Genomic DNA, 23441 nt, shown 5'->3' with positions numbered 1-23441 from the left:
AACTCACGTAATAATGAACGTGATAATCAAGGTGTCGGGTCAAGTTTGCGACTTCCTTGCTTATTCTTTTTATCCTCATACAGCGCTTTATCCGCCGCTTGCAGTACTGCTTCAAAGTTAGCATAGTCTTGCGAATCAGCTACACCGCAGGAGACTGTCAGCACATTTAAAAACTGCCGCTCTGCGACCGCCTGACGTAAATGTTCAGCCAACAATAAGGCCCGTTCAAAAGTACAATTAGCCAAGATGACGACAAACTCATCACCGCCGGTTCTGATTAACAAATCATTTTCTCGAAATACACTGCGCATCGCATCAACAATTTGCATGATCGCCATATCCCCGAGTTTATGCCCATAGGTATCATTAATGGTTTTGATTTTGTCGCCATCCACGCAGATCACCGCGTAATGCCCCTTAGTTGCGACATCAAACAGTGTGGTCTCATAGACTTTCTTATTATAGGTTCGAGTAAAAGCATCCAATAACATCGCTTCACTAAACCGTTGACGCTCAGTACGAAGTTTCCTAAAACGATTGATATTAATTTGAACGAAGAAGATCATGATAGATAACAAAAACCACAGGGGCAAATTCCACACAATGAAACGAAATATACTGATTTTATATGTCAGTGAAGTCATGTTATCTAAATGATTTGTCATCGAATAAAACAAGAACTCCGGCGTCAATTCAGCCCAAAGGCTATCTGTCGTGATCACCAACTCAGTACCATAATCCGTTTTCTGCAATTCAACATGTTTATTACGCATAAAAACCGACGTCATTAGAGCCGTGTCGGCAATAACATCACCGATGAAATGATTAGGATCATTAGATGATGAAATCGGTGATGCCATCGATAAAATGACTTTTCCACTGACTTCATCTTGATAAGGAATGGATAATACGATTCCATCGGCTAAGGACTCTGGGGTCGCGTCTTTCGCGCAATAGTGCAGACTCTGACAAAACTCATTCGTTGAAGTACGGTCTTTAATCAGCCGCGCTTTTACGTCCTCAGGAATTGGGGAGGCAAAATACATGGCATCACTGCGATAAAGTCCCACATACAGGAATATATCTTCGACATTGGTCTTTTTACTGGTTTTACTGGAATAGAGATAATCAAAATAGCGTAATACTTGCTCTTCTTCTGCGGAAAGCACTCCCCCTTGCGGCAGCATTAATCTAGAAGGGTCAAGCTGAAAAAGCGCTAAAGAGGATTTATTGAAATCAATAATATCGTGCAGAGATAAGCTTTTACCAAGCAGTTCAATATAACTCGGTGTAAGTTGCTCGTTTTTTACAAAAGACACAAAGGATTTATGCTCTCTATCGATTTTAAACGGTAATAGAATAAGTAGGAGTACGACAAACAAGAGGGTCGCAAATTCAAATGATCGACGCAATAATAACCAGTTGAGAGCCGAATTTCCCATAATTCCTCTTAATCCCTGTTCTACCGACAATGTACCTTGCACAAAACGTAAAGTGCGATCAATAACATTGCAAAATAAGCCAATAAAAACAACTTCAATAGATAATTATTATTTACCTTGTCCTAAACTTTAGCAGCTTAAGATAAAGTTGTTATTATTGTGTTGAACAAAAACAAAAAGGGAGCCTAGGCTCCCTTACTGACCACATCCGCTCAATTGAGCATCATCAACTCTGATTATTTAGCAACTTTGGCTATTTAGTACCAAAGATTTTATCGCCCGCATCACCCAGACCTGGCAGGATATAACCTTTCTCGTTTAAGCATCTATCGATAGCGGCAGTATATAATTCAATATCCGGATGCGCCGCTTCTAAGGCTTTAATGCCTTCAGGCGCAGCCACTAGCACTAAGGCCTTAATTGAAGTACAACCGCGCTTTTTCAATAAATCAACGGTCGCAATCATAGAACCACCAGTCGCGAGCATTGGGTCGACAACTAAGGCGATACGCTCGTTCATGTCGCTGGCCAGCTTCTCAAAATAAGGCACTGGCTCAAGGGTCTCTTCATCACGGTAAATACCGACAACTGAGATACGCGCACTTGGAATGTGCTCGAGTACGCCGTCCATCATGCCCAAACCCGCACGTAAAATTGGCACAACAGTGACTTTCTTACCTTTGATTTGATCGACTTCAACCGGACCATTCCAGCCTTCAATCGTCACCGTTTCAGTTTCGAAATCTGCGGTAGCTTCATAGGTTAATAAACTACCCACTTCGGCGGCTAGTTCACGGAAACGTTTAGTGCTAATGTCACCTTCGCGCATTAAACCGATTTTGTGACGCACTAAAGGATGTTTAACCTCGACAACTTTCATTTTTCTCTCCTGCTTATTTTTCGGCGTATTATTTTAGGCAAATTTTTCAGATTCTAGTTGATTTGTTTACTAGGTAAAACAGAAAGTTTTGCCATTCGGTCTAATCGTGAGCTATCTCCCAAGAATAATCCCCAATCGTCTAAGATACCTACTGTGATTTACTATTTTGTGACCAAACTCAAGACCTCTAAAAATAGAATATCTCGCATTCAGACCAAAAAAACTCCGCCGAGGGGCATAAATCCAAATCATGACTTTCGACCCCTAGCACAAGCTGGTAGAATACCGCCGCATAAAATCCAATAACGATGTACCCGAGAGGATCCCTCCGTGAGCACACCTACCCCACTGAGCTATAAAGATGCCGGCGTTGATATTGATGCAGGTAATGCACTGGTAAGTAACATTAAAGCAGCCGTTAAACGTACCCGTCGTCCAGAAGTTATGGGCAACTTAGGTGGTTTTGGCGCCTTGTGTGAAATCCCCACTAAATACAAACAACCGGTTTTAGTGTCTGGCACCGATGGTGTTGGGACTAAATTACGTTTAGCTATCGACTATAAAAAACATGACACTGTCGGCATAGACTTAGTCGCCATGTGTGTGAACGATCTGATCGTTCAAGGCGCTGAGCCACTGTTTTTCCTCGATTACTACGCAACAGGCAAGCTCGATGTTGAAACGGCAACGTCCGTTGTCAACGGCATCGGCGAAGGTTGTTTCCAATCTGGTTGTGCGTTAATTGGCGGTGAAACCGCTGAAATGCCAGGCATGTATGAAGGTGAAGATTACGACCTAGCGGGTTTCTGCGTGGGTGTAGTTGAAAAAGCCGACATTATTGACGGTAGCAAAGTGGCAGCGGGTGATGCGCTTATTGCATTAGCCTCAAGCGGCCCTCATTCAAATGGTTACTCTTTAGTACGTAAAGTATTAGAAGTGAGCCAAGCAGACCCTCAACAAGATCTCAACGGCAAACCGCTGATTGAACATCTACTTGAGCCAACCAAAATTTACGTAAAATCATTGCTCAAACTGATTGAAGCATCTGATGTCCATGCGATGGCGCACATTACTGGCGGCGGCTTCTGGGAAAACATCCCACGCGTACTGCCAGATAATTTAAAAGCGGTTATCCAAGGCGATTCATGGCAATGGCCCGCTGTTTTCAGTTGGTTAATGGAAAATGGCAACATTGCAGAATACGAAATGTATCGCACCTTCAACTGTGGCGTCGGCATGTTAGTCGCGCTGCCAGCCGATAAAGTGGATGCAGCACTTGCATTACTGGCTGTAGAAGGCGAACAAGCATGGCTTATCGGTGCTATCGCACATCGTGAAGGCAATGAAGAGCAAGTGGAGATCCTGTAATGCCCCAGAGCTGTCGTGTAGTTGTATTAATTTCCGGAAATGGCAGTAACCTGCAAGCGGTTATCGACGGTTGCGACGATAATCTGCAGGCCGAAGTTGTCGGAGTCATCAGTAATAAACCTGATGCCTATGGCCTAGTGCGCGCCCATCATGGCGAAATTGATACCAGCTGCGTGATAGCTCACCAAGGTGAATCTCGCTCTGAATACGATGCACGTTTAATGACAGTGATTGAAAAGTATCAGCCCGATTTAATCGTGCTGGCGGGATTTATGCGGATCTTAACCGATGATTTCGTGAATCATTACCTAGGTCGCATGATCAATATTCATCCTTCGCTGCTACCTAAATACACTGGCTTAAACACCCATCAACGTGCCATAGACGCAAACGATAGCGAACATGGTGCCAGCGTGCATTTTGTCACGCCAGAGCTGGATGCTGGCCCAGTGATATTACAGGCCAAAGTGCCTGTTTATGAAGACGATACGGCTGATATGCTCGCCGCCCGCGTGCATGAGCAAGAACATGCTATTTATCCGCTCGTGGTGAAATGGTTTAGTCAGCAACGTCTTAACATGCAAAATGGCCAAGCCTATCTCGATGGCAACCTTATCGGCCCAAGCGGTTACGCGCCTGATTAGTTTCGCTTTAAAGCAATGGTAGCGAGATCACAAATGGAGACCTTAGGGTCTCTATTTTTTTAACTATTTTCCACAAAAGCATTGTTTTCTTAGGCAATGTGGCATTAGATAACTTAACGAAAAAGTGATTTTTGATCGGCATGACAAGAGACTATTAGATGAAAAATATTATCTGCGATATCGATGGTGTACTACTGCACGACAATAAACTGATCCCCGGCAGCGACAAATTTATCCAGCGCATTTTAGAGCAAGGCAATCCGTTAGTGATATTGACTAACTATCCCGTACAAACGGGTAAGGATCTGCAAAACCGTTTAAGTGCCGCCGGTATTGATATTCCTGAAGAATGTTTTTACACCTCCGCCATGGCCACCGCCGACTTTTTAAAACACCAAGAAGGCAGCAAGGCCTATGTCATTGGCGAAGGCGCCCTCACCCACGAACTCTACAAAGCAGGCTTTACCATTACCGATATTAACCCCGATTTTGTGATTGTCGGTGAAACCCGCTCCTACAACTGGGAGATGATCCATAAAGCGGCAGGCTTCATCGCACGCGGCGCGCGCTTTATTGCCACCAATCCCGATACCCACGGTCCAGCCTACAGCCCAGCCTGTGGTGCACTCTGTTCACCTATTGAGCGTATTACCGGTAAAAAACCTTTCTACGTGGGCAAACCGAGCGCTTGGATTATTCGCTCTGCACTTAATCATATCGATGGGCACTCGGAAGACACTGTCATCATAGGCGACAATATGCGTACCGATATTTTGGCGGGCTTCCAAGCAGGGCTTGAAACCATTCTGGTCACCAGTGGCGTGAGTAAGCTCGAAGATATCGACAAAGAACCCTTCCGCCCGAACCATGTGTTTGCCTGCGCTGGCGATATCGACGTTGTTTAAACAGATGTCTAATCCTACGTCTAGCAATTCATCCTTGCCAGTCGTTTAAACATTACCTATGCAACACGCCTCGCCCAAAGGCGTATTGCATAGGGTAAAGCAACATTAAGTAACATATTCACCTTCTTCTCAACCTTGTGGCTCACCGCGGCTTGCTTCATGATAAGTCTCGCTTCTGATTGATTAACATAAATCTAAAATACCTTAATTAAAACAACAGTAGGATTAACCTATGCGACGTCTGTATCCACTCTGTGCGTTGGCCATGCTCAGTGCCTGTAGTCCAAATGTATCAGAGCCTGATGGCAACAGCACTTTGGCTGAACTCAAACCAGTGCAGTTTAATGAAGCGCGCTTTAGAAATGATATTAAAGCCCTATCATCCGATGAATTTGAAGGCCGTGCGCCCACCACTCACGGTGAAAAACTCACCTTGGATTATTTGACCAGAGCCTTTACAGAGATGGGACTCAAGGGCGCGTACCAAGGCAGCTTTTTACAACCAGTGCCTATGGTGAGCTATACAGCAGATGAAGCGCAGCAAGTTACGCTGGCAGGATTACCCTTTAAATACCGAAAAGATCTGGTGCTCAGCAGTCGCCACGATAACGGTGGTATTAGTATTGAGAACGCACCATTAGTCTTCGTCGGCTATGGGGTGAACGCCCCTGAATATGGTTGGAATGATTACCAAGATCTCGACATGAAAGGCAAAATCGCGGTGATCTTAGTGAACGATCCCGGCTTTGCTCGCCCTGACTCGGGTAAATTCAACGGCAAAGCCATGACCTATTACGGCCGTTGGAGCTACAAATTTGAAGAGGCCAGTCGTCAAGGCGCACTCGGCGCACTGATTATCCATGATACCGAGCCCGCCTCTTACCCTTGGTCCGTGATAGAAAATAGTTGGACTGGACCACAGCAAGATCTGGTCTTCAGTAAAGCAGAACAAGATAGCCGTATCCAAGTCGAAGGCTGGCTTACACTGGACGCGGCTACACAACTGTTCGATAAAGCCGGTTTATCACTGCCTAATTTAATGGCGCGCGCCGCCGACAGCTCAATCAATTTATCCCTTGAACAAACGGCCAACATCGCCTTTAAAAATAAAGCCGAATACGCGAATAGCTACAATGTGGTCGCCACACTCCCCGGCAGCACACAAGCCGACGAGCAAATCCTCTACACCGCCCATTGGGATCACATAGGTAAAGACGAGAGGAAAGAAGGCGATCAGATTTATAACGGCGCCATGGATAATGCCTCAGGCACTGCTGGCATTCTCGAAATCGCCAGACAATTAGCCGACAATGCCAAACAAGGCCATGGTTTAGCGCGCTCGGTTACCTTTATCGCTACCACAGGTGAAGAACAGGGCTTACTCGGTTCACGCTATTACGCCGCCAATCCACTTTATCCTATCGACAAAACCGTGGCAGTGTTAAACCTCGACAGCACCAATATCTACGGCAAAACCAATGACTTTACCATCGTCGGCAAAGGTAAGTCTGAGTTAGAAACTTATCTTATCGATGCGGCGAAACAACAAAACCGCATCGCCATGGGTGAGAAAAATCCCGCTTCGGGCGGTTTCTTCCGTTCAGATCATTTCAGCTTTGCCAAACTAGGCGTGCCAGCGGTCTTTGCTGGCGGCGGTAGCAACCCCGTTGATGAAGCCACGGGTGCTTATAAAACCCAGATGCAAGCGACAATGAAGGGCTGTTATCACAATGTCTGCGATGAATACCGTGAAGACTGGGATTTAAGCGGCGCGCTGCAAGACTTGCAAATCTACTACCAAGTCACACGCACATTGGGCAACAGTAAAGATTGGCCGGGATACTATCAAGGTACAGAATTCAATAGCCTGCGCCCAGCCAAAACGACGCTTGTAACGGACGCAAAATAACAGGCTAAGTCAGTGGCTTCTTGCGAGAGACAGTTGCGTTAGTCATCTCTTATTGACGTCTGCTTGAAATAAAGCGCCTCCTCCGCCAGCCAAAGCGCCAAACAAGACCTACAAGCACGTGAACCATTCACGTGCTTTTTTGTTTTCAGCTCATAAAAAATGCCGTTATCGCGAAATATCCATCCCACAACACCATTCTGAATAGGCTTATGCCATTGGTTGATGTCAAACTCAGCGCATTAATTGATTAAAAATAAAACACTTAAACGGGACAACTCATTATTTAAGGTCTTTTTAGCGGTTTTTCTATCATCGATACTTTTTTAAAACACATTGTGAATTCCCCAAAACCCCTCACACCAAATCAGACAATAAAAACGAATCATCAAAAATAACGCAAATTAAATGAATTATTCCCAAATAAAAGCACTAAACATAAACATCTAAATCAACAAAAATACCAATAAACAGATAAAACATCAAAAATAGTGTTTGGCAAAACGCTAAATAGCTGGCACATTAAACCTCAATTGAGACATCCTCAAATGACAGACAGTGTGGGAGTTGTACTATGTGTTCAATCTTTTCGATTTTAGATATCCAATCTGATGCCAAAGAACTGCGCCAAGTCGCGCTAGAAATGTCTAAGCTAATGCGCCACCGTGGCCCTGACTGGTCAGGTATTTATGCCAGTGATAAGGCAATTCTTGCCCACGAACGTTTAGCCATTGTTGACATTGAACACGGTGCTCAGCCACTGCTGACCGAAGATGGCAGTTTGATCCTTGCGGTCAACGGCGAAATCTATAACCACAAAGAATTGAAAGCCCAGCTAGGCGATAAGTACAGCTATCAAACCAACTCTGACTGTGAAGTCATTCTGGCGCTGTATCAAGAATATGGCACTGACTTCCTTGATAAATTAAACGGTATCTTCGCCTTTGTGTTATATGACAAAGCCCAAGACAGATACCTTATCGGCCGCGATCACATGGGTATCATCCCGCTATACACAGGCCGTGACGCTGCGGGTAACTTCTATGTGGCCTCTGAAATGAAAGCGCTGATGCCAGTGTGTAAAACGGTAGAAGAGTTCTTACCGGGCCAGTATCTGTATTCAAAAGATGGTGAAGCCGTTAAATACTATAGCCGCGATTGGCAAAGCTATGATGCGGTTAAAGATAACCCAGCCAGCCAAGAAGAATTGCGTGACGCATTAGAAGCAGCGGTTAAACGCCAATTAATGTCAGACGTGCCCTATGGTGTGTTGCTATCAGGCGGCTTAGATTCATCGATCATTTCCGCCGTGACGCAAACCTTTGCTAAACGCCGCATTGAAGACGATGGCGAAACCAACGCTTGGTGGCCACAGTTGCATTCTTTTGCTGTCGGCCTTGAAGGTGCGCCAGATTTAATCGCCGCCAAAAAGGTCGCCGAAGCGATTGGTACGATTCACCATGAGATCCATTTCACCTTCCAAGAAGGCTTAGATGCGATTAAAGAAGTGATCTATCACTTAGAAACCTACGATGTCACCACCATACGAGCTGCCACGCCAATGTATTTAATGGCGCGTAAAATCAAAGCGATGGGCATTAAGATGGTGTTATCGGGTGAAGGTGCTGACGAGCTATTTGGCGGCTATTTATACTTCCATAAAGCGCCAAACGCACAGGCATTCCACGAGGAATTAGTCCGCAAACTCGATAAACTGCATCTGTTCGATTGTCTGCGAGCCAACAAAGCCATGGCCGCTTGGGGATTAGAAGCCCGTGTCCCCTTCCTCGATAAAGAGTTTATGGATGTGGCGATGCGCATCAACCCTGAAGCGAAAATGTCTAAGGATGGCCGTATTGAGAAACACATTCTGCGTAAAGCCTTTGAGCACAAGTTGCCAAAAGAAGTGGCGTGGCGTCAAAAGGAACAATTCAGTGACGGCGTGGGCTACTCTTGGATTGACGGTTTGAAAGAACAAGCTGCAGCGCGGGTGGATGATTTACAATTGGCAAACGCGAAATTCCGTTTCCCATACAACACGCCAGAAACCAAAGAAGCCTATTTCTATCGCTGCTTCTTTGAGGAACATTATCCACTGAGCGGCGCTGCAGAAACGGTTCCAGGCGGTAAATCCGTCGCCTGTTCAACGCCAGAAGCATTAGCTTGGGACGAAAGCTTACGCGGCATTATCGACCCATCAGGCCGAGCAGTACGCTCTGTACACACCTCAAGTTATTAATAGCCTAACGTTGAAGGACTAAGTTCATAAATTAGGTTAATGAGCTAGATTGATGAACTGGTTAATACAGCCAACCACAAGCGCCACCCTAGGGTGGCGCTTGTATTTTAATGCTTTTTACTTTTATTGCTTACTCACGTACAAAATGGTGACTTAGCTAAAATACCAAACTAGGCCGACAGCGCACTGAATGGCTGGATTTGAGCCTGAGTATGAGCGTTAGTATGAATTTGAGTCTTGTCGTTGATTTGCACTTGAGTTTGAAAATGAACATTCATCTGCGTCAACGCCATCGGATCTAAGCTTAAAAACTGCTTTCCGGCACTCAGCCCCGCATGATAATCATGGCGTAAATCCGCATCGGTACTGCCCAGCAATTTACTTTGCAAATTTTCAGCTGCAAAAATCTGCACTATCTCCACATCCTCTGGCGGATTAGCGATAAAGTCCAATTCATCCTGATAGGCTTGTTCGTGCTGCACTAAATAATCTATGGTTTTCGGGCAAAAACCAGAAACACAAATCCAAGATTTAAGTTTATGCACCCAAGCCGATTGCGCCTGAAAATCCTCACTCACAGTGCGGATCACCACAATTTTGCGGGCACCACGACGATAGGCCTCACGTACAGGTAAAGGCGCGGCTAAGCCGCCGTCGAGATAAAAATCACTGTCGATACCTTCGCTTGATGCTGCACCGTGAACAGAGGCACTGTTATCAGAGGCGCCATGATCAGCCGCGCCGTTATTACAGGCCTTATCAGTTAGCCAAGGCGTGAGTTTCACCCCTTGTTTATACAAAAATGGCAATGCGCTGGAGGCTTTAAGCAATTCGCGCCACTGGCTTTTACTACTTGGACTTAAAAAATATCCCTTGCGATCACTGGCATTGGTAGTGGTGATCAGTAGCTGCCGATGACCGAGTGAGGCCGTCGCCGCATTAAGATCTAATTTGAACATCCCTTGTCTAGTCTGCTCAAAATACCAATCTAAATCGACCACATTGCCACCAACTAACCCGCGACCGAGTCGATAGAAGCGTTTATGGCGCGATAAACCGCGGATCAAACGTTTGGCATAACCTTTCTGACGGGCCAAAAAACTGCTGAGATTCTGTGAGCCAGCAGAAGTACCAATAAATAAATCAAAGGGATCGAAGCCGTCATCAAGCCAAGCATCGAGCACGCCTGCGGTGAAAATACCGCGCTGACCACCTCCTTCTGCAATCAGGGCCACCTGTGGGCTAGCGTTAGATTGAGCGTCTTGGGAGGCTAAGTGGCTGAAAGCGTGCATAGTAAAACCTTATCGAATAATTCATATAAGGCGAGTCTAAACAAGCTAAATGAGAAAGGATAACGGATAGAAGCTATCATCTTAATAGGAAAAAACTATTAAGATAGTGTGCAAGCATTAGCCGGTGATGATAACGACAGCAAATACTGGCAGAAATAACGGCAGTGATGAGCAAGGTTAGGCAGGTTAGCTTGTTCGTCATCCTTAACGAACAAGCTGTTTTCACATCAATGCATTAAAACTTATGACTGAGTTCTAACGTGATATTACGCGGCTCACCGGGGAAATGGCCATTACGTTCGCTAAACCCACTGACGGCATATTCTTTGTCGAAGATATTTTTAAGATTTAAGCGAACTTGAGTTTGATCCCACTGAGTCGTCCAGCTCATGTCAAAAATCGTATGGGGCTTCACTATTTGACCATCGAGGCTGAACTGCTCGCCCACATAATCCATACCAAAGGCAATCGCCGAATCGAGTGCATTGATATCGTAACGAGTCCATATCCCCGCTTGATGACGCGGCGCATTGGCAAAGTGCTTACTATCGAAGGTATTGGTTAAACTGTCGTTAGTGACTCCTTTAACCACTTCAGTCTCGTTATAGGCATAGTTTGCCGTGACGGTCAGGTTATCGGTTAAATCCCCCACCAGCGTCCATTCAAGGCCTTGACTGTGTACTTCACCCAAATTAAGTAAAGCGGGAATGCCATCGTCATCGCCAGTATTTAAAGGGTTAGCTTGAGCGACATTTTGTTTTTCAATGCGATATACGGCGAGCGTGGTCATAAACTGGCCATCAAGCCACTCATTTTTCATCCCAAGTTCAATTTGATTACCCGTTTCTGGATCGAGGAAACCGTCAGCAATATCTTGTGCTTGATCGGTTAAAGATGCTGGATTGAAGCTCTCTGAGTAATTCAAATAAAAGGACATTGAATCGATTGGGCGATAATTAAGCCCTGCCCTTGGCGTTATCGCGTTATCGCTGAAGGAGAAACCGGTCTTTTTATCATAATCGTCAAACTGGCTGAAACGCAGACCGGCAATCAATGACCACTGTTCATTAAAGTGCAAGTGTTCCTGCACATAAAGGCCAAAACGGTTAGCACGGGTACCGTCGGTATCCATGTCTTTTAATTGATAGGTACTAGGATCCGTCTCACCATAGTTAAGGTCAAAAATATTTAGGTTACCCACGCCTTCCTTGCTGGTCGCGAGCTTGTAATGGTACTCGGTTTCCACATAGTGATAATCGCCACCGAACAGGAACTCATGTTCAAAACCTAAGGCATCGAATGCATAAACAAAATCATTGGTTAAACTGATTTCATCATTTGCCCGTGCTTGCACTCGGTATTCACGCTTAATGGTGCCATCTGCACTATTGGCTTTACCATCACCATTTACATCGACCCAACCTCTCGATTCATGATATTGCTGCGTGGAATCATTATTCAGATAGCGGATCTGCGTCTTGACCGAGAAATTATCGGTAAATTGATGATCGAGAATCGATTGCAGCACCAGCGCATCCATCTTCTGGAAGTCACTCTTCTCATTGGCATTATAGGATGGCGCAACGAGGAAGTTACCGTCATTATCGACAGGCACGCCGCGCAATCGATTGCCGCCTAAATCCTGCTTAATAATATCGAAAGTGGTGGTGAGCTTAGTATCATCACTGATTTCGTAGAGTAACCCACCCGCCACTTCGGCATTTTGGCTATCTGCATTATTGCGAAAGCTATCTTCCTGCTGATAATAGGCGCCAAAACGATAGGCAAGATTTTGGGTTAAGCCGCCAGTGAAATCCAGCGAGCCCCCCATCATGTCCTCGCTGCCCGTGCTTAAGGTCAGCTCTTTGCTCTCGACAAAGGTTGGTTTTTTAGTGACATAGTTGATCATGCCGCCGGGTTCACCGCCGCCATAAAGTGCGGATGCAGGACCTTTTAACACTTCAACCCGCTGCACATTAAAGAGTTGCGGCACAGAAAATCCCGAATAGGGATCGCCCCTTACCCCATCATAAAAAACGTTGGCATCGTCGCGGAAACCGCGAAAGGTCACGCCGGAATAACTAAACTCACTCACACCCGCGATTGAGCGGTATAAATCGGTAATATTGCGTGCCGCTTGGTCAACGATTAACTGCTCGGTCAGCACTTGCACCGACTGCGGCAATTCCATCACATTAATCGCCGTCTTAGTGCCAACTGTCGTTTCTTTATCGACGTACATTTGCATTGCACGGCCATGGACAGCAATACGCTCAGGTGCTGCGAGTGTTATCTCCCCATCGGCTGCGGATTGAGTCGATGCAGGACTGGGGACTGGTGAGCTCGTAGACAAGGTCTGCTGTGGGGCCTCTTTATCGAGTACGGTTTCAGCGGCAAATGCCGACTGATGTTGAGCGAGTGCAAGTGCGATTAATGAGTAGGCGAAACGAGTCTTCACAGAATGTCCCCAGCGCGAGCGCATAAAAATGGCATAAACCAAAGGGTTTACAAATGTATTCAAACGAATTGGCCGTCATTATAAAGAATGATTTACGAATGACAATAATTATCATTTGAATTTACACAATTGTGAAACGCGCTTAATAAATCATCGACATCAACCCACATAGTCCTTGTTATGTTTGGTTATGACTCAAACAAAGGAACGTCAATAACACAGACCTTCGATGAAAGTTTTAATGTGGAATAAGAAAGAGACGCACAGCATCAAGCTGATGTATTTGTGTGTAACCTAATAAAAACAAAAAGTTAAAGATTTAAACGATATAAAAATAAAAACCAGCGACAGTGCGCTGGTTTTTGGCTATTGTTGAGCTGTTTTTAAGCAAGGGCTTAACTCAGCCTATAAGGTGAATGCTTAAAAGATAGCTTCATCCAATTGCGTGAGCATTTCACTCGCCTGCTCAATTTGCTTACGCAGACTGCGACCTTGCACCGCCCAGTAAGCCATGTAGAAATCGGCAGTTTTCAATTTAGCTTGGTAAAATGCGGTTTCTTCGGTGCCCTGCTCCAACGCCGCTAATGCCACCGCTGCACTTCTGGCCCACATCCATGCCAGTGCAGTCACCCCAAATAACTCCAGATAAGCCATTGAAGCTGCGCCAATAATGTCAGGATTGGTCGCAGCATGGGTCGCTAAATAACCGCTAGCCTTTTGCAAATCACCCGCACAATCCATTAAACCACTCACATAGGGTTGCATCGCCGCATTCGTGCTATGCGACTTAATAAACTCAGTCACTAATGCCGACCATTGCTGCATCGCCGCGCCGCGGTCGCTAAGCAGCTTACGCCCCACTAAATCCAATGCCTGAATACCGTTAGTGCCTTCATAAATCAGTGCAATACGGCTATCACGCACAAATTGCTCCATACCCCACTCATGAATATAACCATGTCCACCAAATACTTGCTGTGCATCGACACAGGCATTAAAACCACGGTTAGTGATAAAACCTTTCACAACGGGCGTAAACAGGGCGGCTAACTGGGATGCTGCTTTCGCTTTGGCGGGATCGCTATGACGCTCAGCTTCATCGAGCCACAAAGCTTGTTGCCCAACTAAGGCTCTTGCGCCTTCATTAAAGGCTTTTTGCGACAGCAACATACGGCGCACATCGCCATGAACCAAAATCGGATCGGCGGCTTTTTCTGGGGATTTTGCACCGCTTAAGGCGCGGCTCTGTAATCTGTCTTTGGCATAGGCCAGCGCATTTTGATAGGCGATTTCAGACACGCCTAGCCCTTGCACGCCAACCCCTAAACGCGCTTGGTTCATCATAGTAAACATGGCTCGCAGTCCTTGGTGCGGCTCGCCGACAAGCTCACCCAATGCACCTTCAAATACCATCACACAGGTTGAGTTACCGTGAATGCCCATCTTATGTTCAAGGCCACTGGCATATAAAGTGTTCGGTGCGCCTAAACTACCATCGTTATTCACTAATACTTTAGGCACGGCGAACAAAGATATGCCCTTCACGCCTTCAGGTGCATCCGGCAAACGAGCTAATACGAGGTGCACTATGTTGTCGGTGAGTTGATGATCACCTGAGGAGATAAAAATTTTCTCACCAGTAATGGCGAAAATGCCTTCGGATACTAGCACGGCTTTGGTGCGTAATAAGGCTAAATCAGTACCCGCGTGGGACTCGGTCAAGTTCATGGTCCCAGTCCATTCACCGCTAACCAGTTTACTCAAATATTTTTGCTTAAGCGCATCACTGCCGTGGGCATGGATGGCGGCATAAGCGCCATGGGTCAAACCAGGATACATGGCAAAGGCCATGTTAGTTGCCGTTTGTATCTCAGTGGCAAAAATCCCCACCACTTCGGGTAAACCTTGGCCGCCATATTCAGGATCGCAGGTCAGCGTCGGCCAGCCATTATCAACAAACTGCCGATAGGCATTATCAAATCCTTCCGGTGTAATCACCTTACCATCGACCAACTTACAGCCTTGCAAATCGCCGACACTATTGAGCGGTAACATAACTTCAGTACTAAAGTCGGCCATACCTTGCAGGATCGCATCGACAAGATCTGGATCGATTTCATCGAACCCCTTGAGTGCATCTTGCTGATAAATATGTAACATCTCATCGAGGATAAATTGATAGTCGCGCAGCGGCGCTTGATAAACTGGCATAATCGCTTCCCTTTTCTTGTTAGACTGCAACTCAACTAAGTGATCTGACCACTTTGGTGCTCTGACCACTTTAGCTAAATCTGCCGAAAAAGAAAGCACCTCAGTATCCGCCACAGACTTTTGTTTACACAAACGAACAGCGAAACCGTAAATTGATCGCAACAAAGCCTTATGTTATCGCGGAAAACTTTGTAAGCTAACTGCCTGTTTTTCTGATATGTCAGCAGAGTTAAGGATATTGTTACTATGGGTTCTGTCACTACTAAAAAGCACGCCAACGGGCTCGATTATGTCGAAGTGAATACGGCGTTATGTCAGGCAAGAATTTTTTTGCAGGGCGCGCAAATAGACTATTTTCAACCCGTAGGCAAACCACCTTTGCTGTGGGTTTCATCGGCTGACGATTATCAACCCGGTAATGGGATCCGTGGCGGTGTACCCGTATGCTGGCCTTGGTTTGGCATGAGTAGTGAAGCGAACTTTCCCCAACACGGTTTCGCCCGTACCCGTATTTGGGCGCTGGAATCGGTAGAAATGCGTAATCAGTTAGTGGATTTACGTTTTAGCTTAAAAATCAGTGAGCAAGATAAAATCTATTGGCCGCATAACACTGAAGTCAGCGTGTTATTCACCCTAGGCGACACCCTAAGCATTAGCCTTGTGAATACCAATTCAAGCGATGAAACCGTCACGCTTACCCAAGCGCTGCACAGCTATTTCCCGATTGAGGATATCCACCAACTCAAAGCCAGCGGTTTTAGTGGGTCAAAATACATCGAATTTGCCGAGGGGCCTTATCCGCAAACCACGGATGAAGTGCTGTTTGATCGCGAGACAGATCGTGTCTATACCGATCTCGGCCCAGTGCAGTTATTGCATACGCCGCAGGGGACAATCGAAGTCAGCCGTGAAAACAGCCAATCCGCCGTATTATGGAACCCATGGATTGAAAAGTCACAACGCCTGGGCCGATTTAATCCGGAGGATTATCTGACCATGGTCTGCCTAGAAGCGGCCAATGTATTAGAAGATAAAGTCGTGCTCGCACCAGGTGAAACCCACAGTTTAGTGACCCATATTCGCTGGAAAGACTAACGATTAAATATCCTAGCTCTTAATGTCCTAGTCAAAAAACGATACACACAAAAATGCCCAGTCCTATTTGCCAACGCAATCGGGACTGGGCATTTTTATCATTGCAAAACCTATCACTGCGAAACCAGAGTTTTATCACTACGAAACCTAAGTTTTTATAACGATGAAACTTAAGGTAAAACTTATTTCGCCGATTTCTCTAAGCGCGCCAGCAAGCTAGACGTATCCCAACGGTTACCGCCCATGCCCTGAACTTCTGAATAGAATTGATCCACCAAAGCGGTCAATGGCAAGTGTGAACCATTGCGGCGGGCTTCTTCTAAGGCTATGCCTAAGTCTTTACGCATCCAATCAACGGCAAAACCAAAATCATAGCTTTGGCCCCACATCGTCTTGTAGCGATTTTCCATCTGCCAGCTTTGCGCCGCGCCTTTGCTGATCACTTCAATGACTTTCTCGCCATCGAGTCCCGCTTTACGGGCAAATTGCAGCGCTTCCGCCAAACCTTGCACCACACCCGCGATACAAATTTGGTTCACCATCTTAGTTAACTGACCTGCACCAACCTCACCTAAACGTTCGGCGCAGCGGGCAAAGGCTTCAATAACGGGTTTAACACGCTCAAATACCGCTTCATCGCCGCCGACCATCACAGTCAAGGCGCCATTTTCGGCGCCCGCTTGTCCGCCCGACACGGGCGCATCGAGGAAATCAATGCCCTTTTCCGCTAACACTTGATGAAGCTCACGAGCGACATCGGCCGAAGCCGTAGTATGGTCAACCAGCACAGTGCCCTTTTCCATCCCATGAATAACGCCATCACTGCCTAATACCACTTCACGCAGGTCGTTGTCATTGCCCACGCAAGTAAACACTATATCTTGACCCTCTGCCGCTTCCTTTGGTGTTGGACAGCAGCGACCACCATAGGTGTCGACCCAAGTTTGCGCCTTGGTAAAAGTACGATTATAAACAGTGACCTCATGGCCTTTGTTCAGTAAATGCCTCGCCATGGGATATCCCATTACGCCTAAACCAATAAATGCGACTTTTGCCATGAGCTGATCCTTAAATAGATAAACAAAATGAATCGATCAAAATAGTGGCCGCAGTTTAACATCCATCAACGGTAACGTCAGAGTGAAATCGGAGCGAGTGATAAACGCACTTTTCGCTAAAAACAACAAAGGCGCCTTAAGCGCCTTTGTTGATTTAATTTATGGGGCTATTTCACCACATGGGCTTCCATTTCGGCGCCAATCTTTTTACGCATTTCCATCAAGCGCAGTGCAGAATCCCGCAAATGAATATCATGTTCCGTCTGTGGTATCCACTCAGGCACAGGCGTAGGTAGGCCATCTTCATCAACTGCTACCATGATCACAATACAATGGGTGGTGAGATGACGCTCAGAAACTTTAGGATCGCCCGCTCGCACATCGATACCGATATGCATAGAGGTTTTACCCGTATAAATCACTTTTGCGCTGACTTCAACGATATTGCCGACCAAAATGGGTTGCACAAAACGAATACCGCCCGCATAGGCAGTAATACAATATTTACCGCTCCAGCCCGCTGCACAGGCATAGGCCGCGAGATCGATCCACTTCATCACAGCGCCGCCGTGAACTTTACCACCAAAATTCACATCCGCAGGCTCTGACAAAAATCTCAGGGTACTTTGTCTATCTATACCAGCCATATAACCTCAACTTATTCAGCCACTGTGGCTCAATGTTTCGTGCAATAGGCTGAGTTTACGATAGAAAGCGCCATTAGCGTAAAAATAATTACGATTGACCTCGTCAAAAAATTCGATTTAACCAAAGTGGCTAATAAGCACGCAGCAAAGCAATAAACTCGGCAACGCTAAACGATAAATCCATAGCTGAAATTCACTACTGACGAAACGCGTACCCTTAGCAAAAGTGTAAACGCCTAAGCCAAACATAAAGAAACCAAGCACTTCGAGGCCCGAAGACATATTGCTATCGCCACCGACGTTAATCGCCGTCACCAATAAGGCAAACCAAACCACCACGTAAGCAGCGATTGCTAAGGTAAAAGTCTTGATCCCAATGTCCATGTTTGGATGCCATACTTTAAACTCACCACGGATCAATTCGGTCAGATTGGCAGTTAATGCGCCAATGAGGGGAACAAGCGGGATCACCGCGGGATTTAACATGACACACTCCATTAAGATTGAATATGCCTGTCATTATCTGTGGTCACTAGAATTAAACAAGCTTGATGAACAAATGTTAACACTATGGATATCATACAGTTAGAAAGTGACATCTATCACAATAAAGCCATAAGATAACGGAGTTCAACTCACATGAGCAATGAATTTGACCCATAAAAAATGCGCCCTCAGGCGCATTTTTTCACTGTTTTTTACACCATAAATGCGTGTTTTACACTTTCTTGAACAGTAATGAACCGTTAGTCCCACCAAAACCGAAGGAGTTACACAGAGCGTAATCCATCTTCACGTCACGGGCTGTATGGGCAACAAAATCTAAGTCACAACCTTCATCTGGATTATCCAAGTTGATGGTTGGCGGTACGGCTTGGTCGCGCAGTGCTAGCAAAGTGAAAATCGCTTCAACCGCACCCGCAGCACCTAACAGGTGACCCGTCATCGATTTAGTCGAGCTAACCAGTACTTTATAAGCGTGGTCGCCAAATACTGACTTAACCGCTGCCGCTTCCGCTTTATCACCAGCTGGCGTCGACGTACCGTGGGCATTGATATAACCAATTTGCTCCAGTGATAACTTAGCATCATTAATAGCATTGACCATAGCAGCTGCAGCGCCTGCTCCGTCACTTGGAGGCGATGTCATATGGAACGCATCACCGCTCATACCAAAACCGACTAATTCGCCGTAAATGGTTGCACCGCGCGCTTTTGCGTGTTCGTACTCTTCCATCACTATCACACCAGCGCCATCACCGATCACAAAACCATCACGGTCTTTATCCCATGGACGGCTCGCCGCAGTAGGATCGTCATTGCGTGTCGATAACGCTTTCGCTGCACCAAAACCTGCCACGCCTAAAGGAGAAGTGACATCCTCAGCACCGCCCGCAACCATCACGTCTGCATCACCATAGGCAATGGTACGCGCCGCGAAACCGATATTATGCACGCCCGTAGTACAAGCGGTCGTCACGGCGAAATTTGGCCCTTTCATGCCAAACATGATCGACAAGTGGCCCGAAATCATATTGATGATGGTACTAGGTACGAAAAAAGGAGAAACCTTACGCGGGCCACCATTCATCAATGCGCTGTGACCTTGTTCAATCAACCACATACCGCCCATACCCGCACCAATAGCAGTACCGACACGACCAGGGTTTTCTTTACTCATGTCCAGACCTGAGTCTTGGATAGCTTGGATGCCAGCCGCCATACCGTATTGAATAAAGAGGTCCATCTTACGGGCGTCTTTTTTCGTTACGTATTGCTCAACATCGAAATCTTTTACTGAACCACTGAAACGAGTGGTAAATTCACTGGCATCAAATTTGGTTATCGGTGCAATACCACTCTTACCCGAAAGCAAAGCCTTCCAAGTAGTATCGACAGTATTGCCCACTGGAGTTACTAACCCCAAACCGGTTACCACTACACGACGTTTAGACACGGCAGTCACCTTTAAATGCTAATTTGTTAATTCAGATAGAGGACACAGGGTTTTCTATCATTAGACAATTTCTTAAATAATTTTTATTTAGAAAAATTCGCCAATCTGCGGCGAGCATCTCGTGGATAACAATTAAAACACGATCCAGAGACGATTGAATGGCACGGAGGCAGAATTTGACGGGGGTAAAACAAAAACAGGCGGCAAAAATGCCGCCTGTCTTCAAGAATTCAGAATTACTGATTCTTAGAAACGTAGTCGATCGCTGCTTGAACAGTAGTGATCTTTTCAGCTTCTTCATCAGGGATCTCGGTATCAAACTCTTCTTCCAGAGCCATAACCAACTCAACAGTGTCCAGAGAATCTGCACCCAGATCGTCAACGAAAGATGCCGCTGGCTTAACGTCTTCTTCTTTAACGCCCAGTTGCTCTACAATGATTTTCTTTACACGTTCTTCGATGTTGCTCATTAGTTTTCTTTCCTATTCAAATTACGCACTTGCGTAAGATTGCGAGTAGTTTATTAGATTTGGCTGACAATGCAAGCTTAGTTTTCGTGGTCTAACCACGAAATTTCACTATCAATTGATACAGATCACTACTCAGTTGCGACAGAAATCCCTGCCATTCGCCCTTAAACCATGTACATGCCGCCATTCACATGCAAAGTTTCGCCTGTGATGTAAGCGGCTGAGTCCGAGGCCAAAAAGAGCACTGCATTGGCAATTTCTTGCGCTTGCCCTAATCGTTCCATCGGAACCTGTGACATGATAGCTTTTTGCTGCTCTTCGGTCAGCTCATCTGTCATATCGGTCTGGATAAATCCAGGAGCGATAGCATTAACTGTAATTTGACGAGATGCAACCTCTCTTGCAAGAGATTTTGTAAATCCAATCAAACCCGCTTTTGCTGCCGAGTAGTTAACTTGACCTGCATTGCCCATGGTGCCTACCACTGAACCGATATTGATGATTCGGCCAAAGCGCTTTTTCATCATGGTACGCATCACAGGTTTTGATAGTCTAAATAACGATGTCAGGTTGGTGTCGATAATATCCTGCCATTCATCATCTTTCATCCGCATCAGCAGATTATCACGGGTTATACCCGCGTTGTTGACTAGAATATCAACATCACCCGCTTTTTCTTTGATCGAGGCGAATAAATGTGTAACAGATTCACTATCTGTGACATTAAGCACTAAACCAAAACCTTTGTCACCCAGATATTCTTGGATCGCCGCAGCGCCCTTCTCACTGGTTGCGGTTCCAATAACCACTGCACCCGCTTCGACCAGTGTCTCAGCGATCGCACGGCCAATACCGCGGCTCGCACCTGTCACCAAAGCCACTTTGCCTGTTAAATTCAGGTTGAAACTCATATAAACTCCTTACTCAGTTAATGCTGCTAATGAAGCAACATCATTAACCGCTTGGGCTGATAGTGATTTATTAATTCGTTTTGCTAATCCTGTCAATACTTTACCAGGACCACATTCCACCAGTTGGGTAATGCCTTTTTGGGCCATTAGCTCAACAGTTTCGCTCCAGCGGACAGGACAATATAACTGACGCACTAACGCATCTTTAATGTCATCAGCAGAGGTCGGTGATGCCACATCAACGTTATTAATCACTGTAATTGTTGGGGTATTAAACTGTACATCGTTTAATGCCACGGCCAGTTTATCCGCCGCAGGTTTCATTAATGCACAGTGTGATGGCACGCTGACAGGTAAAGCCACCGCCATTTTTGCGCCCGCTGCTTTACAAGCTGCTGCAGCGCGCTCAACTGCGTCTTTTTGACCTGCAATGACCACTTGACCAGGACTGTTAAAGTTAACTGGACTCACCACGTCACCTTGAGCCACTTCGGCGCAGGCATTAGCGATACTCTCGTTGTCCAAACCGATAATCGCATACATAGCACCCGTGCCAGCTGGAACCGCTTGCTGCATCAGTTGACCACGTAATTCCACCAACTTAATCGCGTCTTTAAAATCCATCACACCGGCGCAAACTAAAGCAGAATACTCACCTAAGCTGTGACCCGCGAGTATAGCTGGCATAGGTTTGCCTGAAGCCACGTAGGTACGCCAAATCGCCACGCTCGCCGCTAATAGGGCTGGTTGAGTTTTATCGGTTTCATTTAAGCTTTCAACAGGACCTTGCTGAACCAATGCCCACAGATCATAACCTAAGACGTCACTCGCCTCAGCAAAGGTTTGTCCAACAACAGCATGAGATTCGGCAAGCTCGGCTAACATGCCTAGGGCTTGTGAACCTTGACCCGGAAATACAAAAGCAACATTTTCCATATTCAAATTACCTATGGCTAACTTAATTTATTGAAAAATCATGTGGAACACACATGTAGAACTTAGAAACGAATGAGCGCACTGCCCCACGCAAACCCAGCACCAAAGGCCTCAAGCAGCAGTAGTTGTCCGCGCTGAATACGGCCATCACGTACGGCTTCATCCAATGCAATGGGCACTGACGCGGCAGAAGTATTACCGTGTTTAGCTAAGGTCAATACGACTTTATCAAGACTCATATCGAGCTTTTTAGCGGTAGCATTGATAATTCGGAAGTTGGCTTGATGTGGCACTAACCAGTCAATTTCTGACTTATCGATATTGTTAATGCGTAACGTCTCAGTCACCACATGGGACAATTGAGTCACAGCCACTTTAAAGACATCGTTGCCTTTCATGGTCATAAAACCGACCGCTTCAGAGGTTTCGCCTTTACGTGGTGGGAAAGCGCATTTCAATAAGTCACCTTGGCGACCGTCGGCATAAATGTGGGTCGAAATGATCCCTGGCGTTTCGGATGCGCCTATCACAACCGCGCCCGCACCATCACCAAATAAAATAATCGTTGAACGATCTTCTGGCTCACATAAGCGAGACAGTACATCGGCACCAATCACTAATACTTTTTTAGCCGCGCCCGTTTTTACAAATTGATCGGCAACAGATAAAGCATAAACAAAGCCTGAACACGCCGCTGCGATATCAAAAGCTGGAATGGTATGCACGCCAAGCATGGCTTGAATTTCACAGGCCGCAGCAGGAAAAGCATTGGGAGCACTGGTGGTGCCGCAAACGATCATGTCTAAATCTGATGCTTCTATGCCAGCCATTTCTAGCGCTTTTAATGCCGCTTGGTAGCCCATAGTTGAAACGGTTTCATCGAAAGCCGCAATGCGACGTTCTGATATACCTGTACGTTCAACAATCCATTGGTCAGTGGTTTCCACCATTTTTTCCAAATCTTGATTGCTACGCACCTGCACCGGTAGATAACTACCAGTTCCGAGAATTTTTGTATGCAT

At 46.0% G+C, this 23441-nt stretch carries 19 protein-coding genes; 6 read left to right on the top strand and 13 right to left on the bottom strand.

Annotated features, from left to right (window positions below; translation table 11 throughout):
- Window positions 1-26: 26 nt before the first annotated feature.
- Window positions 27-1442 (bottom strand): GGDEF domain-containing protein, encoded by a 1416-nt coding sequence (locus KFE26_RS06280; RefSeq protein ID WP_212599930.1) that lies wholly within the window; start codon window positions 1440-1442, stop codon window positions 27-29.
- Between the two features lie 253 nt (window positions 1443-1695).
- A complete protein-coding gene (gene upp / locus KFE26_RS06275; protein WP_011789711.1) occupies window positions 1696-2322 on the bottom strand; it encodes a uracil phosphoribosyltransferase in 627 nt (208 codons plus the stop codon).
- A gap of 330 nt (window positions 2323-2652) precedes the next feature.
- On the opposite strand from upp, the gene purM reads away from it, so the two are divergent.
- The 5 genes from purM to asnB all read left to right on the top strand — a co-directional run bounded on the left by purM (window position 2653) and on the right by asnB (window position 9384).
- Window positions 2653-3690 carry a phosphoribosylformylglycinamidine cyclo-ligase gene (gene purM / locus KFE26_RS06270; protein WP_212599929.1) on the top strand — a complete coding sequence of 346 codons (1038 nt, stop codon included), beginning with the start codon at window positions 2653-2655 and terminating at the stop codon, window positions 3688-3690.
- A complete protein-coding gene (gene purN, locus KFE26_RS06265) occupies window positions 3690-4334 on the top strand; it encodes a phosphoribosylglycinamide formyltransferase (RefSeq protein WP_028760357.1) in 645 nt (214 codons plus the stop codon). Before purM ends, purN begins: the two co-directional genes overlap by 1 nt.
- A 158-nt stretch (window positions 4335-4492) precedes the next feature.
- Window positions 4493-5239 carry an HAD-IIA family hydrolase gene (locus KFE26_RS06260; RefSeq protein WP_028760358.1) on the top strand — a complete coding sequence of 249 codons (747 nt, stop codon included), beginning with the start codon at window positions 4493-4495 and terminating at the stop codon, window positions 5237-5239.
- Between the two features lie 232 nt (window positions 5240-5471).
- Window positions 5472-7148, top strand: a complete 1677-nt coding sequence (locus KFE26_RS06255) for a M28 family metallopeptidase (RefSeq protein ID WP_212599928.1) — start codon at window positions 5472-5474, stop codon at window positions 7146-7148.
- A gap of 571 nt (window positions 7149-7719) precedes the next feature.
- Entirely contained in the window at window positions 7720-9384 is a 1665-nt protein-coding gene (gene asnB / locus KFE26_RS06250) for an asparagine synthase B (protein WP_212599927.1), read from the top strand.
- Window positions 9385-9554: 170 nt separating this feature from the next.
- Here the strand turns inward: asnB and KFE26_RS06245 are convergent, their stop codons facing one another.
- The 3 genes from KFE26_RS06245 to KFE26_RS06235 all read right to left on the bottom strand — a co-directional run bounded on the left by KFE26_RS06245 (window position 9555) and on the right by KFE26_RS06235 (window position 15345).
- Window positions 9555-10676 (bottom strand): patatin family protein, encoded by a 1122-nt coding sequence (locus tag KFE26_RS06245; RefSeq protein WP_212599926.1) that lies wholly within the window; start codon window positions 10674-10676, stop codon window positions 9555-9557.
- A gap of 235 nt (window positions 10677-10911) precedes the next feature.
- Window positions 10912-13158 (bottom strand): TonB-dependent siderophore receptor, encoded by a 2247-nt coding sequence (locus KFE26_RS06240; RefSeq protein ID WP_212599936.1) that lies wholly within the window; start codon window positions 13156-13158, stop codon window positions 10912-10914.
- A 396-nt stretch (window positions 13159-13554) separates the two neighbouring features.
- Entirely contained in the window at window positions 13555-15345 is a 1791-nt protein-coding gene (locus tag KFE26_RS06235) for an acyl-CoA dehydrogenase C-terminal domain-containing protein (RefSeq protein WP_212599935.1), read from the bottom strand.
- Between the two features lie 246 nt (window positions 15346-15591).
- Between KFE26_RS06235 and KFE26_RS06230 the strand changes: the two genes are divergently transcribed.
- Window positions 15592-16440 carry a D-hexose-6-phosphate mutarotase gene (locus tag KFE26_RS06230; protein WP_212599925.1) on the top strand — a complete coding sequence of 283 codons (849 nt, stop codon included), beginning with the start codon at window positions 15592-15594 and terminating at the stop codon, window positions 16438-16440.
- Window positions 16441-16622: 182 nt separating this feature from the next.
- Here the strand turns inward: KFE26_RS06230 and KFE26_RS06225 are convergent, their stop codons facing one another.
- The 8 genes from KFE26_RS06225 to KFE26_RS06190 all read right to left on the bottom strand — a co-directional run bounded on the left by KFE26_RS06225 (window position 16623) and on the right by KFE26_RS06190 (window position 23441).
- Entirely contained in the window at window positions 16623-17498 is an 876-nt protein-coding gene (locus KFE26_RS06225; RefSeq protein ID WP_212599924.1) for an NAD(P)-dependent oxidoreductase, read from the bottom strand.
- A gap of 167 nt (window positions 17499-17665) precedes the next feature.
- Window positions 17666-18145: an acyl-CoA thioesterase gene (locus KFE26_RS06220; protein ID WP_105252855.1), complete on the bottom strand. Its 480-nt coding sequence runs from the start codon at window positions 18143-18145 to the stop codon at window positions 17666-17668.
- A 117-nt stretch (window positions 18146-18262) separates the two neighbouring features.
- The gene (locus KFE26_RS06215; RefSeq protein ID WP_028760367.1) at window positions 18263-18631 is read right to left on the bottom strand and encodes a hypothetical protein; all 369 of its coding nucleotides are present in this window, start codon (window positions 18629-18631) and stop codon (window positions 18263-18265) included.
- 232 nt (window positions 18632-18863) lie between these two features.
- The gene (gene fabF / locus KFE26_RS06210) at window positions 18864-20102 is read right to left on the bottom strand and encodes a beta-ketoacyl-ACP synthase II (protein ID WP_212599923.1); all 1239 of its coding nucleotides are present in this window, start codon (window positions 20100-20102) and stop codon (window positions 18864-18866) included.
- Window positions 20103-20338: 236 nt separating this feature from the next.
- Complete coding sequence (gene acpP, locus KFE26_RS06205) at window positions 20339-20572, bottom strand: acyl carrier protein (RefSeq protein ID WP_006081231.1); 234 nt, start codon at window positions 20570-20572, stop codon at window positions 20339-20341.
- Between the two features lie 164 nt (window positions 20573-20736).
- Window positions 20737-21483, bottom strand: coding sequence for a 3-oxoacyl-ACP reductase FabG (gene fabG / locus KFE26_RS06200; protein ID WP_006081230.1), 747 nt, complete (start codon window positions 21481-21483; stop codon window positions 20737-20739).
- 9 nt (window positions 21484-21492) lie between these two features.
- Window positions 21493-22419: an ACP S-malonyltransferase gene (fabD, locus tag KFE26_RS06195; protein ID WP_113938794.1), complete on the bottom strand. Its 927-nt coding sequence runs from the start codon at window positions 22417-22419 to the stop codon at window positions 21493-21495.
- A 62-nt stretch (window positions 22420-22481) separates the two neighbouring features.
- Window positions 22482-23441 (bottom strand): beta-ketoacyl-ACP synthase III, encoded by a 960-nt coding sequence (locus KFE26_RS06190; RefSeq protein WP_028760369.1) that lies wholly within the window; start codon window positions 23439-23441, stop codon window positions 22482-22484.

The organism is Shewanella sp. M16, assembly GCF_018224605.1.
GTDB lineage: Bacteria > Pseudomonadota > Gammaproteobacteria > Enterobacterales > Shewanellaceae > Shewanella > Shewanella oncorhynchi.
The sequence above is the reverse complement of the archived record's forward strand: the minus strand, read 5'-3'. Positions and strand labels throughout refer to the sequence as shown.